Genomic DNA, 14,737 nt, shown 5'->3' with positions numbered 1-14,737 from the left:
GTTAGCCCTCTGACGTGCCAGGCTGCGTGCCCGTGTCGGCGCCTGCCACCACTTCGCCGTTGCGGCGGCGGGTGCGGGTCCGGGGCCTGCGGGTGCGTGAAGGCTGTTCGCCGCCCGTTGCGGGTGCGGCAGCCTCGGCCGCGGGAGCGGCGGCGGAGTCCGGCGTCCGACGGCGGCGCTCGCCGCTGCGCGCGGTGTCGCCGCCGCTGCGGCTTCCTTCGCTGCGGGAACCTTCGCGGCTGCCAGTGCGGCTTTCCCGCCCACGGCCGTCCCGTTCCCGGGACCGGCCGCCGTCGCGGCTGCCGCTGCGGCTGTTCTTCTTGCCGGTTTCGCCCAGGTCCTCAAGCACCTCGGCGTCGACGCCAGCCAGGGTCCGCTTGTCACGCGGCAGCCGGCCCTTGGTCCCCACGGGGATGTCGAGGTCCGCGAAGAGGTGCGGCGAGGAGGAGTAGGTTTCGACAGGTTCGGGCACGTTGAGGCCCAGAGCCTTGTTGATCAGCACCCAGCGGGGAACATCGTCCCAGTCCACGAACGTGACAGCGGTGCCCTTGTTGCCCGCACGGCCGGTGCGGCCCACCCGGTGCAGGTAGATCTTTTCGTCTTCCACGCACTGGTAGTTGATCACGTGGGTGACGTCCTCGACGTCGATGCCGCGCGCCGCGACATCGGTTGCCACCAGGACGTCCACCTTGTTGTTGCGGAATGCCCGCAGTGCCTGTTCACGGGCGCCCTGCCCCAGGTCACCGTGGATGGCAGCGGCAGCGAAGCCGCGGTCCACCAGTTCCTCGGCCACCTTTGCGGCGGTGCGCTTGGTCTTGGTGAAGATGATGGTCCGTCCGCGGCCGCGGGCCTGCAGGATGCGTGCCACCACTTCGATCTTGTCCATGCTGTGCGCACGGTAGATCAGCTGGCGGATATCGCGCTTGGTCAGGCCCTCGTCCTCAGGGTCCGCGGCGCGGATGTGCGTGGGCTGGGTCATGTAGCGGCGGGCCATGGCGATGACCGGACCGGGCATGGTGGCGGAGAACAGGAGCGTCTGGCGGGCTGCGGGAGTTGCCGCGATGAGGGTCTCGACATCCGGCAGGAAGCCAAGGTCCAGCATCTCGTCAGCTTCGTCCAGCACCACGATCTTGACGTTCTTCAGGCTCAGGTGCTTTTGCTTGAAAAGGTCGATCAGCCGGCCGGGGGTACCCACCACAACCTCGACGCCCTGCTTGAGGGCCTCCACCTGGGGCTCGTAGGCGCGGCCGCCGTAAATGGTGGCGATCCTTGCGTTGCGCTTCCGGGAAGCGGTCACCAGGTCACCAGCCACCTGCACCGCCAGTTCGCGGGTGGGGACGATGACCAGGGCCTGCGGGGCTCCCGGGACGGCCAGCTTGGCGTAGCCGGGGTCGTCCTGCCCGATGACCCGCTGCAGTGCGGGGATGCCGAAGCCCAGGGTCTTGCCGGTGCCTGTCTTGGCCTGGCCGATGATGTCGTGGCCGCCCAGCGCCACCGGAAGGGTCATGGCCTGGATGGGGAACGGGTGGGTGATCCCGGCGTCAGCCAGGGATTCCACGATGTCCTCGCGGACGTTGTAGTCGGCAAAGGACTTTTCCGCGATCTCGTGCGGGGTCTCGTCGGAGATGATGGTTTCTTCCGGCTCGATGGTTTCCGTGCCGGTCTCATCGCTCAGGAGCTGGTGGGTATGCAATTCACTCACGGGGGAGTTTCCTTATTCATTTGGGCAATGGCGCTGCCTGCTCAACGGGCCGGCCAGGACTGGCCGTTCCGGAGCACGCTCAGGCGCGCAAGCGATTCCAGTGGAAGCCGATCGCGGGCTATCTAATGCTGGCACTGGTGACCAACGGGCAAATCTCAAGATCGCGTAGGGGCGGGCTTGTTGGTTTCAAATCAAGGAAATCAACGACCGGGCATCCATTTCTACCCTCTCAGTCTAGCTGCAAGGTCGCAGAAACACGTTTCGGCCCGCCTGCCGCGGCCGCCGCCGCTTACGGGATGAGCTCGAAATGGATCTCGCGGGTGGTGATGTCCGAGGAAACCAGCCGGACCCGGACCTTGGTACCCGACTCCAGCCCGCCGGCGCACCGGGCAGTGACCGCGGGCTCGGCAATCTGGATAATGCCCGAACTTCCGCTGCCGTTTCCGTTCTTCCCGTTGCCGTTTTTCACCGTCCCGGTCCCGTTTCCATTCCCGTTTCCGTTTTGCGGCCGGGAGCCGGAAATCACGATCGCATCGAACTCCTGCCCGATGTGGTTCAGCAGCAGCGCGGCCTCAACGGTGTCCAGGGCCAGGCGTTCCATCCTGGACGCGAGCTGGTCCGATCCGGCCATGATGCCCGGCAGGAGCGGCAGGGCTTCCCGCGCCCAGTCCGGAACATCCCCGCCATTGCTGAGGGCCTCGCAGATCACCAGCACAAAGCGGTCCACCAGGCGGCGGAGCGGCGCGGTGGTGTGGGCATAGGCCGCGCCGATGGCAGACTGCACGCCGTCCTCGGGGACCGTTCCGTCAAAGGCGGTATAGGAGGCGCCCCGGAACAGCATGCCGGCGGAATGCATGATGGCCAGCTGGCGGGGATCGGTGGGATCCAGGGAACGCAGGTATTCGCCGTAGCTGACTTCACCGTCCCAGGGCCTGCCCAGCACCTCGGTCTGCAGCCGGAAATGCTTCAGCGACCGTTCGTCCGGGGCGGGCATGGTGCGCAGGATTCCCACCTTGCCCTCCAGCATGAGCTGCGCGGCGGCCATCCCGGTCATCAGGGAAATCTGCGCGTTCCAGTCCTCCACGGGAAGCTGCGGTACGGCAGCAATGCGGTAGCCGCCGTCGGGCAGTTGGACAATTTCCTGCTCGGGCATGTTGAGGCTGGCCCCGCCGCGTTCCCGCTCCAGGGCCACCCGCTTCAGGCCCACCTCGCGGAGGAGCCGCAGCACCGGCGAGGCCGTCCCGGCGTCGAGGTCTTCCTGCGCACCCTTGTAGCTGAGCTTGTCGCGGCTGCGGACCCGTGCCCGCCTGACGCCCACCGACACAACCGTTGCGTCGCCGTCGAGCGCGAAGTCCCATATGAAAGCCGAACAATCCTGGCCCGGCAGCAGGCTTCCTGCCCCCTCGCTGATCACTTCCGGGTGCAGCGGAATCCGACCGTCCGGAGCGTAGAACGTCTGGCCACGTCGCCGGGTCTCGGCGTCCAGGGGACCTCCCGGCGCAACAAACGCCGGCACATCGGCGATCGCGTACATTACCCGGTAGCCGTTCCCGTCCGGTTCGATGAACACCGCCTGGTCCAGGTCCGTGGAGGAGGCCGGATCGATGGTCACGAACTGGACGGCGGTCAGGTCGTAGGACGGAAGCTTCAGCGCTGCCACAGCGGCCCGGGCATCCGCCACTGCCTCAGCCGGGTACGGTCCCGGCAGTTCAAGTTCGGTGCGCAGCAGGCCCAACGCCTCTTCCAGGGCGTTCGTGTGGTCATGGACGTTTGGAGCCAGCCGATGATGTGACACAAAAGTCAGCGTAGCTCCAAGTCCGCCGATATGGCATCAGGCGGCGGCGGCGTCCAATGCGTCGAGGAGGGAGGCGGCAGCGGCGGCGGGATCGGAGGCCTCGGTGATGGCGCGCACCACCACGATCCTGCGCGCACCGGCTTCCGCCACCTGGTGGACGTTTCCGTGGTCAATGCCGCCAATGGCGAACCAGGGCACGGGGTCCGCCGCCTGCCGTGAGGCCTCGGCGGCATACTTCACCAGGTCAGTGCCCACGGCGGACCTGCCGGGTTTGGTGGGGGTTGCCCAGACCGGACCCACGCAGAAGTAGTCCAGCCCGGCTGGTCCGGCAGTTGCTGCCAGGGCGGCGTCCACCTGCCCGGTGGTGTGGCTGGAGAGCCCGATGGCGGCGTTGCCGTTGACCAGCGTGCGCGCCGCCGCCAGCGGCAGGTCCTTCTGGCCGATGTGGAACACCGGTGCCCCGGAGAGGACGGCGATGTCCGCACGGTCATTGACCGCCCACAGCTTTCCGTGCCGTACCGCGGATTCCTTCAGCACCGCCAGGAGGTCCAGTTCCTCGGCCGCCTCGATGGTCTTGTCGCGCAGCTGGATGATGTCCACGCCACCGGCGAACGCGGCGTCAACGAACTCCGCGAAGTCGCCGCGGTCCCGGCGCGCATCGGTGCAGAGGTACAGGCGGGCTGCCTTCAGGGCGTCGTTGTCCCGTGAATTGACGACTTCGGTGGCTGGAGCGTGGTGGCCGGCGGGAAAGGAAGGGGTGGACACATTCATGCGTGCAAGCCTAGTTCCTCTAAACTGGGCTGGTACTGCGGGAGCCCGCGGCGGCTGTCACAAAGCGCCGGGCTGAGAGGGCGTCAGAGCCGACCGCTTGACCTGATCCGGTTAATGCCGGCGTAGGGAAGGAACCCACATGCGTACCCCCTTCACCCATCACCCCGGGTCCGCCCGCAGCTCCATTCCCTCCACCCTCCGGGCCGACGTTGCCGTCATCGGCGGGGGAGTGGTGGGGCACGGCATTGCCTGGGAGGCGCAGCGTTCAGGGCGCTCGGTGGTCCTCATTGATGACGCGCCCGGTACCGGCGCCAGCTGGGCGGCGGCCGGCATGCTGGCTCCCGTCAGCGAACTGCATTACCAGGAGGAAGAGCTCCTGGAACTGATGCTTGACGCATCATCGCGCTGGCCCGGGTTCGCCGCCGGGCTGGGCAGGGCAACGGGCGCGGATTCCGGATACCTGACGACGCCGACCCTCGCCGTGGGTGCCGACGCGGCCGACCGCCGGGCGCTGATGGACCTGCGCACAGTCCAGCAGGCCAACGGGCTGGCGGTGGAACCCCTGACCGTGCGGGAGGCCCGGAAGCGTGAGCCGCTGCTCAGCCCGGCCATTGCGTGCGCACTTGATACCCCGGCGGACCACCAGGTGGATCCCCGGCGCCTGGTGGCCGCCTTGCGGCTGGCCCTGGCCGGCGCAGCGCAGGAGCAGCCCCAGCTGGCGGTTGCCGGGGCAGTGGAAGGTTTTGCCGTGCCGGAGCGGGCAGCCGGGCTGCTGTGGGAGGGCGGAACGGTTTCCGGGGTCCGCCTGGCCGGGGGCGGCACGGTGCTGGCAACGGAGACCGTGGTGGCCAATGGCCTGCAGGCGGGGGCGCTTGACGGCCTGCCGGACGGCCTTGAGCTGCCGCTGCGGCCCGTGCACGGGGATATCCTGCGCCTTGCCGTTCCCCGCCACCTTCAGCCCTTGGTGACGTCAACGGTGCGCGGCCTGGTCCACGGCATCCCCGTGTACATCGTTCCCAGGCAGGACGGGACCGTGGTGATCGGAGCCACGCAGCGGGAGGATGCCCTCTCCGATGCCGTGAGTGCCGGCGGTGTCTACCAGCTGCTGCGGGATGCGCAGGCTCTGGTGCCCGCCGTCGCTGAACTCGAACTCATGGAATGCACCGCCCGCGCCCGCCCCGGTACCCCTGACAACGCGCCGCTCCTGGGCCGGGTGCCGGCCGCTCCGGGCGCCGGGGGAGGACAGGCCGGGCACGTCCCCGGACTCATCATCGCCGCCGGGTTCTTCCGGCACGGAGTCCTGCTCACTCCCGCCGCGGCGGCCATCTGCAGGGAACTGCTGGACGGCAGGGCCGATCCCCGCTGGGGACCCTTCAGCCCGGACCGGTTTTCCAGGCCGGCAACGGCAGCAACAAGCCCCCACATCAAGGAGACTGCGTGAACATCACCCTTAACGGAAACCCGCACACGGTGGCCGACGGAGCTTCGATCACCACGCTGGTCAGCGAGGTCACCGGACGCCCGCTGGCGGACAACGGACAGGCGACCGACGGCGGGAAACTCGGCGTCGCCGTCGCGCACAATGCCCAGGTGGTGCCGCGCAGCCAATGGTTCGCCACCGCGCTCGCCGACGGCGACGACATCGAACTTGTTACAGCAGTACAGGGAGGCTGACGCCATGACCGAAACCAGCACCATCAACCCTGCAGGAAACGCCGGTGCCGGCGACGCCCTGGTGATCGACGGCGTCGCGCTGGGTTCCAGGCTCATCATGGGCACCGGGGGAGCGCCCAGCCTCGATGGCCTGGGCGCGGCGCTCCTTGCCTCCGGCACCGCGCTGACCACCGTGGCCATGCGGCGCTACTCCACGGCTGAAACCGGCTCGCTGTTCCAGCTGCTGGTGGATCATGGAATCCGGGTCCTGCCCAATACGGCCGGCTGCTTCACGGCCAGGGACGCGGTCCTTACCGCGGAACTGGCCCGGGAGGCCCTGGAAACAGACTGGGTGAAACTGGAGGTCATCGCCGATGAACAAACCCTCCTGCCGGACGCCGTGGAACTGGTCGAGGCCACCGAGCAACTGGTCAACCGCGGCTTCAAGGTCTTCGCCTACACCAACGACGATCCCGTGCTGGCCCTGCGGCTGGAGAACCTTGGAGCCACCGCCGTCATGCCGCTGGGTGCCCCGATCGGCACCGGCCTGGGGATCCTGAACCCGCACAACATTGAGCTCATCGTTTCCCGGGCCTCCGTGCCCGTGGTCCTGGATGCCGGCATCGGCACGGCATCCGACGCCTCCCTTGCCATGGAGCTGGGCTGCGACGCCGTGCTGCTGGCCACGGCCGTGACCCGCGCCCAGAACCCCACGCTCATGGGAGAAGCCTTCAAGCACGCGGTGATCGCGGGCAGGATGGCCCGGGCGGCCGGGCGCATCCCGCGCCGGGAGCATGCCCTCGCCTCATCCGCCATGGAAGGCCGGGCCGAGTTCCTCTAGGCATCGGCCATTCACTTAAATGGCTGTGGCCACCACCCGCCTGGGTGGTGGCCACAGCCATATGCCTGGGAGCCTGCCAGCGACGGCTCAGCGCCGCAGGATCGCAGTGAGCCGTTCCGCATCATGGCGCGCCCGCGTACGGCCAAAATAGGCGACGGCGGCGATGGCGGCAGCAATGCCCAGAACGATGGGCAGGACCCAGGGAAGCCAGGTCAGCCCGGGCAGGTAGCCGAAACCGGCCGCCATCAGAATGATCCACACCAGCGCCGCAGCACCCGCGGCGACGCCGGCCGGAAGCGCCGCACCGTACTTGGCGTGCCGCTTGTCATTGGCCCAGACGACGAAGCCGCCGGCGACAGTGGCCAGCACCACGATGGACAGCGAAAGCATGGATCTCCTTGGAACCGGGGACTAGAACTGGCCGAAACCTACGCGCCGAACCTCTTCGGCACCGATTTCCACATAGGCAAGAGCGTTGCCCGGAACAATGATCAGGCGTCCTTTTTCATCCTTCAGGCGAAGTTCGTTGCCTCCGGTGATGGCTTCGCCAACAACCTTGGCCACAGTCTCCGCGTCCTGGTCCGATTCCAGCACGATCTCGCGGCCAACGTTTTGAACGCCGATCTTAATTTCCAAGGGGGCCTCCCAGCCTGTGAAGTTCGTCGATGATGTCTTATTTGTAGTCTAGGACTCTTTGGGGAAGCGAGAGATTCCGCGCCAAGCTAAACGGTAGATGAGGTCACTGGCCACGTTGAGGTCCAGGTTGCCGTCCGTTTCCAGCCAGTACCGCGCGCTGACCTGCGCCATTCCGGCCAGTCCGCGGCCAAGGAGTTCGGCCTCGAGGTGGGGGAGCTTGGTGTCCTCGGCAATGACCCTGGCGATGGCGTCGGCGAAGGTCCGGTTGAAGGTTTCCAGCCTGGAGCTGACGTCGGGGTCGTTGATCAGGTCGGACTCGAACACCAGGCGGTGGGCCTGGTCGTCGCTGGCGATGAAATGGAAGTAGGCGCGCATGACGGCCTGGACCCGTTCATCGTTGTCCGTGGTGGAATTCAGGGCACCCAGCATCAACTCGGTCAGGGACGCAAGGTGGCTCTCGAGCAGTGCGAGGTAGAGTTCCCGCTTTGACGGAAAGTGCTGGTACAGCACCGGTTTGCTGACATGGGCGGTCTCTGCAATTTCATCCATGGCCGCGCCGTGGTAGCCGTTGGCCACGAACACCTCCTGGGCGGCGGCAAGCAGCTGTGCGCGGCGCTCATCCCGGGGCAGCCGGGCGGACCGATGGCCTGCGGGGCGGGAGGGAGTTTGCGGTTCGGCGGCGGGCGGGCGGTCAGCCCGTGCTTCAGGGACCACAGTTGTCCTTCTTTCCATTGCAGTTACCTTCACTTTACTGCGGGGTAATATGACCCGGCGGTATCCCGGGGCATACATTGAAGTATGGCTTCGTCTTTCACCGCAAATGTTTCAACCCATTCCCTGGATCCGCTGGTGGAACCGGCCGCCGGTCTCACCCCTGCCGAGGTTGAACGGTACTCCCGGCACCTGATCATTCCCGAGATCGGTGCCCTGGGCCAGCGGCGGCTCAAGAACGCCAAGGTGCTGGTGATCGGTGCCGGCGGCCTGGGCGCCCCGGCCCTGCTGTACCTGGCCGCGGCAGGCGTTGGAACCATTGGAATCGTCGACGACGACGTGGTGGACCTGAGCAACCTGCAGCGGCAGGTGATCCACGGCGTCAGCGACGTGGGCCGGCCCAAGATCGAGTCGGCACGCGATGCCATCGCGGAGCTGAATCCGCTGGTGGATGTCCGGCTGCACAACCTGCGCCTTGACGCGTCCAACGCCCTGGAGTTGTTCCGGGGGTACGACCTCATCCTTGACGGGGCCGACAACTTCGCCACCAGGTACCTGGTGAACGACGCCGCGGCCATCCTGGGCAAGCCCTACGTGTGGGGTTCCATCTTCCGGTTCGACGGCCAGGTCAGCGTGTTCTGGGAGAAGCACGGGCCCACCTACCGCGACCTGTATCCGGAGGCTCCCCCCGCGGGGTCCGTGCCGTCCTGCGGCGAGGGCGGTGTGTTCGGCATGCTCTGCGCTGCCGTGGGATCGCTCATGGTGACCGAGGCAGTGAAGCTGATCACCGGCGTCGGGCGTTCCCTGCTGGGCCGCGTGGCCCTCTTTGACGCCTTGGGCGGCAGCTGGCGGGAGATCCGGGTGTCGAAGGACCCCGCGGCGGAACCCATCACCGAACTCACTGACTACGAGGCTTTCTGCGGCATCGCTCCCGCCTCGCAGGCGGACACGGAACATACGGTCACCGCCACCCAGCTGGCCACCATGCTGGCGTCGCGGAAAGCCGGGCTCAAGGATTTCGAGCTGGTAGATGTCCGCGAAGCCGGGGAATACGACATCGTCCGGATCGACGGGGCCAAACTGATCCCGCAGGGACGGATCCTTGCCGGGGAGGCGTGGGACGAACTTCCGCAGGACCGGGACATCGTGTTCCACTGCAAGGCCGGCACCCGGTCCGCGAACGTGCTGGCAGCGGCACGGCAGGCCGGCTACCAGCGGGTCAGCCACCTTGACGGCGGGATCCTGGCCTGGGTGCGTGAGGTGGAACCCCAGAAGCCCGTCTACTGACGGGACGCTCCATCACTTCCCGCGCCCTTTTGGAGTACGCCCCATCACTTTCCAGAAGAAAGTGATGGGGCGTTGCCGTAAGTAGTGCAGAAAGTGATGGGGCGTCCTTGTAGATGGCGCAGGTACTGATGGGGCGTTGCCGTAAATAGTGCAGGAAGTGATGGGGCGTGGTCAGGCGGTTTCGCGGCTCTGGTGGTCCACCGGGCATTCGGCCTCGACGGCGGCAGGGGCGGCGGTGGCGGGCTGTTCGACAGTGATGCCGTACAGGGCCTCCAGCGCAGCAACGTAGTCGTCCTGCTGGCCGTTCGCAGCGAGTTCGCGGGCGCGGACCGTGGGTACGTGCAGCAGTTGCTTGACCATGCGGCGGAGGGCGAACTCGACTTCCTCGGCGGCGGCGGTGCAGCCGTGGCGGGCACGGACCTTTTCCATCTCCGCGTCCAGGACGTTCATGGTGTGGCGCCGCAGGGCAACGATGGCTGAATCGACGGAGCGGGCTTCACGCTCCTGCTCGAAGGCCTTGGCGGCACCCTTCACGATTCCGCTGGCCTGGGCCAGCGATTCCGCCTGTTCCTGCGGCGCGGCCAGGCGGACTGATTCCAGGGTGAGCAGTTCCACGCCTTCCAGCTCGCCGACGGCGGGGTCGAAGTCGTGGGTGAGGGCAAGGTCGATGGCGATCAGGGGCTGCGGCGAATCGGCGCGCACCTGGGCGAGCTCGTCGGCTTCGACCCGGGTGTCCGACCCACTGCACCCGATCATGACGTCCGCAGCCGCCACTGCGGACCGCAGCGAGTCCACGTCCAGGGCGGTGCCGCCGCGCGAGGCGACAAATCCTTCGGCCCGGCCGGACGAGGAGTAAACGGAGATGTCCGTGCAGCCGCGTTCACGCAGCAGTGCCATGGTGGCCCCGGCGTAGGCGCCGGTCCCGAACAGCACAACCTTCTTGGTTGTCCAGTCCGGGTTTTCGGAAAGATCGGTGGCAAGGTCCAGTGCCACCGAGACGATGGACAGGCCGCGGGAACCGAGCGCCGTCTGCGCGCCAACATCCTTGGCTGTCTTGGAGGCGGCCTGGAAAAGCCGGATGAGGCCGGCGCTGGCAGTGCCGTCGTGCTGGGCGGTAATCAGTGCCCGCCGCACCTGGCCGGCGATTTCGCGTTCACCCACGACGGCGGAGTCCAGTCCCGCGCTGACGGCGAACAGGTGCTGGGTCACCTCGGGTCCGGTGCGTGTGCTGAAGGAACGTGAGACGAGGGGTTCGGCCAGTCCGCTGGCCTCGCTGATCCGGGCCACGAGTGCCGCCCGGGCTGCTTCGACGTCGTTGGGGTTGGCAGCTTCGCCGTAGATTTCGTAGCGGTTGCAGGTGGCCAGCACTACTGCCCCTGCCACGGCGGGGGATTCGGTGAGCGCGGATGCGGCAATCCCGGAGGAACCGTTGCTCAACTGAGCAACGGTTTCAAGGTCGATGTCGGCGTGTGTAGCCACCAATGAGAAAAGAACCACAGCAGACCAATCATAGCTTTTTCGTTGCCTGGTAGAACAACCACCGGAAAGGATAACCGCCACATTCCACCGTGATCCGCGCCACCTCCCCTTGGCCCGCGTTGCCAGCGACAGGTTGTCGTTATCTTTTGCAGCTCTTTTTCGGCACAATCAAAAGCATGACTCCTAGCCCTGCCGTCTCCGCTGCCGGCGCCCTTGCCGCAGACCATCCACTGATGGACGGCCGCACAGCGGATTCACCGCTGATCACGGCCTACCGCGGAGGCAAGCCGTCCCGCCGTCCCGTCTGGTTCATGCGGCAGGCGGGCCGGTCGCTGCCGGAATACCTCAAGGTGCGCGAGGGCATCGCCATGCTGGACTCCTGCCTCCGGCCCGAGCTGGCCTCCGAAATCACGCTGCAGCCCGTACGCCGCCACGATGTGGACGCGGGCATCTTCTTCTCGGACATCGTCATCCCGCTGAAGCTCGCCGGCGTGGGCGTGGACATCGTGCCCGGGGTGGGCCCGGTCCTTGACATGCCGGTGCGTACGGCGGCCGACGTTGCCGCCCTGCCCCAACTCACCTGGGAAGCCCTGGAACCCATCCGCGAAGCCGTCCGCCTGACCGTGGCCGAACTGGGCAAGACGCCGCTGATCGGGTTTGCCGGCGCACCGTTCACCCTGGCCGCCTACATGGTGGAAGGAAAACCCAGCCGTGACCACCTCGGCCCGCGGACCATGATGCATGCGGATCCGGAGACGTGGACCGCCCTGGCCAACTGGGCTGCCGATGCCTCGGGCATGTTCCTCCAGGCCCAGCTGGAGGCAGGCGCATCCGCCGCCCAGCTCTTTGACTCCTGGGCGGGCTCGCTGGGACTGGCCGATTACACCAAGTACGTTGCACCGGCGTCGGCCCGCGCCCTGGACCATGTCCGCCACCTCGGGGCTCCGCTCATCCACTTCGGCACCGGCACCTCCGAACTTCTCGTTGCCATGCGCGACGTGGGTGTGGATGTGGTGGGCGTCGACTACCGGCTGCCGCTCGATGAGGCCAACCGCCGGCTGGGCGGAACCGTCCCGCTGCAGGGAAACATCGACCCCGCACTGCTGGCGGCTCCTTGGGACATCCTCGAGGCCCATGTCCGCGAGGTCATCGCCGCCGGCTCCGCCGCCCCCGGCCACGTCCTGAACCTGGGACATGGAGTGCCGCCCGAAACCGACCCGGACGTCCTGACCCGGGTGGTGGAGCTCATCCACTCCATCTCGCCGGAGTAGCCACATGGGCAGTTCTGCGGCGAGGCCCGGCACGGCACTGGTGGTGGGCGGCGGAATCTCCGGCCTGCTGTCCGCCCGGGAACTCGCCGCGGCCGGCCACGAGGTGACGGTCCTGGAGGCGGGCCCGGCGTGGGGCGGCTGCGTGGGCAGCCACACGGTAGCGGGCCTCACGCTGGACAGTGGCGCCGAGTCGTTCGCCACGCGGTCCGACGCCGTAGCGCGGCTGTGCGCAGAACTTGGCCTGGGCGCAAGGATCGTTCCGCCCCGCCCCGGAGGTGCGTGGGTGCAGCTTCCGGATGGTGCCCGCGAACTTCCCAGGACCGGCGTCCTGGGCATCCCCGCCAACCCCTGGGATCCTGAAGTCCGGCGCACCCTGGGTACCCTGGGCTCGCTGCGGGCCTCCCTGGACAGGCTGCTGCCCGCTTCCGTGGGCGCCGGTGCGGGAGTCACCAGCGTCTCCGCGCTGGTCAGGGCCAGGATGGGTTCGCGGGTGCTGGAGCGCCTGGTCTCGCCGGTGGTGGGCGGCGTCCACTCCGCAGATCCCGGGCTGCTCGACGTCGACATGGTGGCTCCAGGGCTGCGGGCAGGGCTGCGCCGGCACGGTTCCCTCGCTGCCGCGGTTTCGGCCCAGCGGCGCGGGGCCGGTGAGAATTCCGGGGCAGCCGGCGCCGGCACCCCACTCCAGCCCGGCCAAGCAGGAAAACCTGCCAAGGCCGGTTCCGCAGTCGCGGGCCTCGAAGGCGGCATGCACATCCTGGTGGATGCGCTGGTGGAAGATCTCAGGCGACGGGGCGTCGCCCTGCTGGCGAACACCGCTGCCACCTCTGTATCCCGCACCCCTGAAGGCTGGCTGGTGGAGGCCGGCGGTGCAGCCTTCCGCACCGCCCTGCTGGTGGTGGCCGTGGATGGCCCGGCCGCCGTCGGACTGCTGGAACATGCCGTCCCGCTGATCGCAGGGAAGAAGCCTGCGTCCGGACCTGACGTCAAGCTGGTCACCATGGTCCTGGACAAACCAAACCTTGACCGGCGGCCCCGGGGGACAGGAATCCTGGTGGCCCCGCAAACGCCGGGCATCGAGGCAAAGGCGCTGACGCATGCAACGGGAAAATGGGACTGGCTGGCGGCTGCTGCCGGCCAGGGACGCCACGTGGTGCGCCTTTCCTACGGCCGGGTGGACGGCGCTTCGGTGCACCAGCCTGCCGGACCGGATACCGATGACGAGCTCTTCGCAGCCGCCCTGCGGGACGCTTCCGCTCTCCTGGGCGTCCAGATCGCCGGCGGGGACGTGCGCGGATGGGACGTTGTCCGATGGCGCGGCTCGCTGCCGTTCGCGGCCGTGGGGCACCGCGCCCGGGCAGCAGAGATCCGCCAGGCCTGCACCGCCGCCGGTGGCCTGGCAATCGTGGGTGGCTGGGTGGCCGGAAACGGCCTCGCCGCCGTCGTTGCCGACACACGTGAGCAAATCGGCCAATTAACCGCCGCCTAGGCATCGGTGCTGGTCAGCCCGGCGCGTCGGGTTCTTGGCAGTATCCACCCGCACGCCCCGCGGCCCTTCCCGGTTTTCAATCGGCCATCCGTTCTGGTTAGGGTCGATGACTATGGTTCAACACAGGTCCGAGCTTTCCATGTCCCGGACCGGTATCCATGGGGGACTCCGACGCGGTACTGCAGCCGCTGCGTTCGGAGCGGTACTGGTTCTTTCCACCGGCGTGCAGGCGTCCTTGGCCGACGACGCGGTTCCCCCTCCCCAAGACTCCCCAGCGCAGGCGTCCCCGGCCGGAACGGCCGCGGACGGTGCAACTGCCACCCCTCGTGGCAAGGTTCCGGCCATCCCTGCCGTGCCGGGAGCATTGCTGCCGGCCGTGAAGGCGTCGCTCGCACCCGGTTCGACGACGGCGACGGCACAGGCCACAGCGCAGGCTTCGATGACGGGACTGCCGCTACCGGACGTCCCGCTGCCCACAGTCTCCGGAACGCCTTTGGTGACCGGCGGCCCGACCACCTCGACTGCGGCGCCGGCCGGCGGAGCATCCTCCACGGCAACCCGACCAGGATCCGGCACCCAGCCGGGGCCCACCTCAGCCACCGCGCCACGGGTTGCCCCCGAGGCCGGTACCTCCCCGGCGGGGGGCGCCCCGGCCCCGACGCCTCCCTCGCCTGGAACAGAAGCGGCAGGCCAGGCGTCCGGTTCACAGGATGCCGCAGCAGCCCCCGGCGGGGCGGCAGGTACCGCCACCGGTGGAGAGGCCGGTGGAGATGCGGCCGGCCCGGCCGCGAGTGGGGGAGCGGTTGCGCCTTCTCCCACCCTGCCCACGTCGCTGCCCACCGCGCTGTCCATCAATGCACGCCAGTCCCAGCCCACCCGGGTGCCGCAGGCTGCCGCTGCACCCGCGGGCCCGGGCCGCGCTGTTTCCTCCACCGGCCCCCTGCCGGACATGCCGGATGCCATGGTGTGGCTGGGCGCCGGACTGGTTGGCGTGGGTGCCGCCGCCGGGTTGGTCTTCCTGCGCATGCGCCGCCCCTGAGGATGCGGCGCCGGAAGCCCTCCACGGCAGGCAAACGTGACTTTGCTCACTTCTACGAATTGTAGA

At 68.1% G+C, this 14,737-nt stretch carries 14 protein-coding genes and 1 riboswitch; of the genes, 7 read left to right on the top strand and 7 right to left on the bottom strand.

Annotation, left to right across the window (positions count from 1 at the left end):
• Nucleotide 1: 1 nt before the first annotated feature.
• The 3 genes from ASG79_RS21690 to thiE form a co-directional block, all read right to left on the bottom strand.
• The gene (locus ASG79_RS21690) at nucleotides 2–1,702 is read right to left on the bottom strand and encodes a DEAD/DEAH box helicase (protein ID WP_056394074.1); all 1,701 of its coding nucleotides are present in this window, start codon (nucleotides 1,700–1,702) and stop codon (nucleotides 2–4) included.
• A 289-nt stretch (nucleotides 1,703–1,991) separates the two neighbouring features.
• Nucleotides 1,992–3,497, bottom strand: coding sequence for an RNB domain-containing ribonuclease (locus ASG79_RS21685; RefSeq protein ID WP_056394071.1), 1,506 nt, complete (start codon nucleotides 3,495–3,497; stop codon nucleotides 1,992–1,994).
• A gap of 36 nt (nucleotides 3,498–3,533) precedes the next feature.
• Nucleotides 3,534–4,268, bottom strand: coding sequence for a thiamine phosphate synthase (gene thiE, locus ASG79_RS21680; protein WP_082581891.1), 735 nt, complete (start codon nucleotides 4,266–4,268; stop codon nucleotides 3,534–3,536).
• Nucleotides 4,269–4,295: 27 nt separating this feature from the next.
• Nucleotides 4,296–4,415: riboswitch (TPP riboswitch) on the top strand.
• Between thiE and thiO the strand changes: the two genes are divergently transcribed.
• From thiO to ASG79_RS21665, 3 genes are all read left to right on the top strand, one after another.
• Nucleotides 4,408–5,709 carry a glycine oxidase ThiO gene (gene thiO, locus ASG79_RS21675; RefSeq protein ID WP_056394070.1) on the top strand — a complete coding sequence of 434 codons (1,302 nt, stop codon included), beginning with the start codon at nucleotides 4,408–4,410 and terminating at the stop codon, nucleotides 5,707–5,709. Its footprint overlaps the riboswitch before it by 8 nt.
• Nucleotides 5,706–5,942: a sulfur carrier protein ThiS gene (gene thiS, locus ASG79_RS21670; RefSeq protein ID WP_056394066.1), complete on the top strand. Its 237-nt coding sequence runs from the start codon at nucleotides 5,706–5,708 to the stop codon at nucleotides 5,940–5,942. Before thiO ends, thiS begins: the two co-directional genes overlap by 4 nt.
• A 4-nt stretch (nucleotides 5,943–5,946) precedes the next feature.
• Nucleotides 5,947–6,762, top strand: a complete 816-nt coding sequence (locus ASG79_RS21665; RefSeq protein ID WP_056394063.1) for a thiazole synthase — start codon at nucleotides 5,947–5,949, stop codon at nucleotides 6,760–6,762.
• 87 nt (nucleotides 6,763–6,849) lie between these two features.
• On the opposite strand, the gene ASG79_RS21660 is transcribed toward ASG79_RS21665, so the two are convergent.
• From ASG79_RS21660 to ASG79_RS21650, 3 genes are read right to left on the bottom strand one after another with little or no spacing between them, the layout of a single operon-like run.
• The gene (locus tag ASG79_RS21660; protein ID WP_018768574.1) at nucleotides 6,850–7,152 is read right to left on the bottom strand and encodes a hypothetical protein; all 303 of its coding nucleotides are present in this window, start codon (nucleotides 7,150–7,152) and stop codon (nucleotides 6,850–6,852) included.
• Nucleotides 7,153–7,173: 21 nt separating this feature from the next.
• Nucleotides 7,174–7,398, bottom strand: coding sequence for a DUF3107 domain-containing protein (locus ASG79_RS21655; protein ID WP_018768573.1), 225 nt, complete (start codon nucleotides 7,396–7,398; stop codon nucleotides 7,174–7,176).
• A 48-nt stretch (nucleotides 7,399–7,446) separates the two neighbouring features.
• The gene (locus ASG79_RS21650; RefSeq protein ID WP_018768572.1) at nucleotides 7,447–8,112 is read right to left on the bottom strand and encodes a TetR/AcrR family transcriptional regulator; all 666 of its coding nucleotides are present in this window, start codon (nucleotides 8,110–8,112) and stop codon (nucleotides 7,447–7,449) included.
• A gap of 84 nt (nucleotides 8,113–8,196) precedes the next feature.
• Here ASG79_RS21650 and moeB point away from each other — a divergent pair, with 84 nt between their 5' ends.
• The gene (gene moeB / locus ASG79_RS21645; RefSeq protein WP_056394059.1) at nucleotides 8,197–9,396 is read left to right on the top strand and encodes a molybdopterin-synthase adenylyltransferase MoeB; all 1,200 of its coding nucleotides are present in this window, start codon (nucleotides 8,197–8,199) and stop codon (nucleotides 9,394–9,396) included.
• Between the two features lie 171 nt (nucleotides 9,397–9,567).
• Here the strand turns inward: moeB and ASG79_RS21640 are convergent, their stop codons facing one another.
• Complete coding sequence (locus ASG79_RS21640) at nucleotides 9,568–10,893, bottom strand: glutamyl-tRNA reductase (protein ID WP_056394057.1); 1,326 nt, start codon at nucleotides 10,891–10,893, stop codon at nucleotides 9,568–9,570.
• Between the two features lie 158 nt (nucleotides 10,894–11,051).
• Between ASG79_RS21640 and hemE the strand changes: the two genes are divergently transcribed.
• From hemE to ASG79_RS23660, 3 genes are all read left to right on the top strand, one after another.
• A complete protein-coding gene (gene hemE, locus ASG79_RS21635) occupies nucleotides 11,052–12,146 on the top strand; it encodes a uroporphyrinogen decarboxylase (RefSeq protein WP_043424792.1) in 1,095 nt (364 codons plus the stop codon).
• A gap of 4 nt (nucleotides 12,147–12,150) precedes the next feature.
• Nucleotides 12,151–13,632, top strand: a complete 1,482-nt coding sequence (gene hemG / locus ASG79_RS21630) for a protoporphyrinogen oxidase (protein ID WP_056394054.1) — start codon at nucleotides 12,151–12,153, stop codon at nucleotides 13,630–13,632.
• Nucleotides 13,633–13,771: 139 nt separating this feature from the next.
• Nucleotides 13,772–14,671: a hypothetical protein gene (locus ASG79_RS23660; RefSeq protein WP_235509903.1), complete on the top strand. Its 900-nt coding sequence runs from the start codon at nucleotides 13,772–13,774 to the stop codon at nucleotides 14,669–14,671.
• Nucleotides 14,672–14,737: the final 66 nt, after the last annotated feature.

The sequence above is a fragment of the Arthrobacter sp. Soil761 genome (assembly GCF_001428325.1).
Taxonomy (GTDB): Bacteria; Actinomycetota; Actinomycetes; order Actinomycetales; family Micrococcaceae; genus Arthrobacter.
Note: the sequence above shows the minus strand (reverse complement) of the source record. Positions and strands in the feature narration are given on the sequence as shown.

Coding starts and splice junctions, on each gene's coding strand:
- thiE (WP_082581891.1), bottom strand. CDS start 4,268: ATGAATGTGTCCACCCCTTCCTTTCCCGCCGGCCACCACGCTCCAGCC.
- thiO (WP_056394070.1), top strand. CDS start 4,408: ATGCGTACCCCCTTCACCCATCACCCCGGGTCCGCCCGCAGCTCCATT.
- ASG79_RS21665 (WP_056394063.1), top strand. CDS start 5,947: ATGACCGAAACCAGCACCATCAACCCTGCAGGAAACGCCGGTGCCGGC.
- ASG79_RS21660 (WP_018768574.1), bottom strand. CDS start 7,152: ATGCTTTCGCTGTCCATCGTGGTGCTGGCCACTGTCGCCGGCGGCTTC.
- moeB (WP_056394059.1), top strand. CDS start 8,197: ATGGCTTCGTCTTTCACCGCAAATGTTTCAACCCATTCCCTGGATCCG.
- hemE (WP_043424792.1), top strand. CDS start 11,052: ATGACTCCTAGCCCTGCCGTCTCCGCTGCCGGCGCCCTTGCCGCAGAC.
- hemG (WP_056394054.1), top strand. CDS start 12,151: ATGGGCAGTTCTGCGGCGAGGCCCGGCACGGCACTGGTGGTGGGCGGC.
- ASG79_RS23660 (WP_235509903.1), top strand. CDS start 13,772: ATGTCCCGGACCGGTATCCATGGGGGACTCCGACGCGGTACTGCAGCC.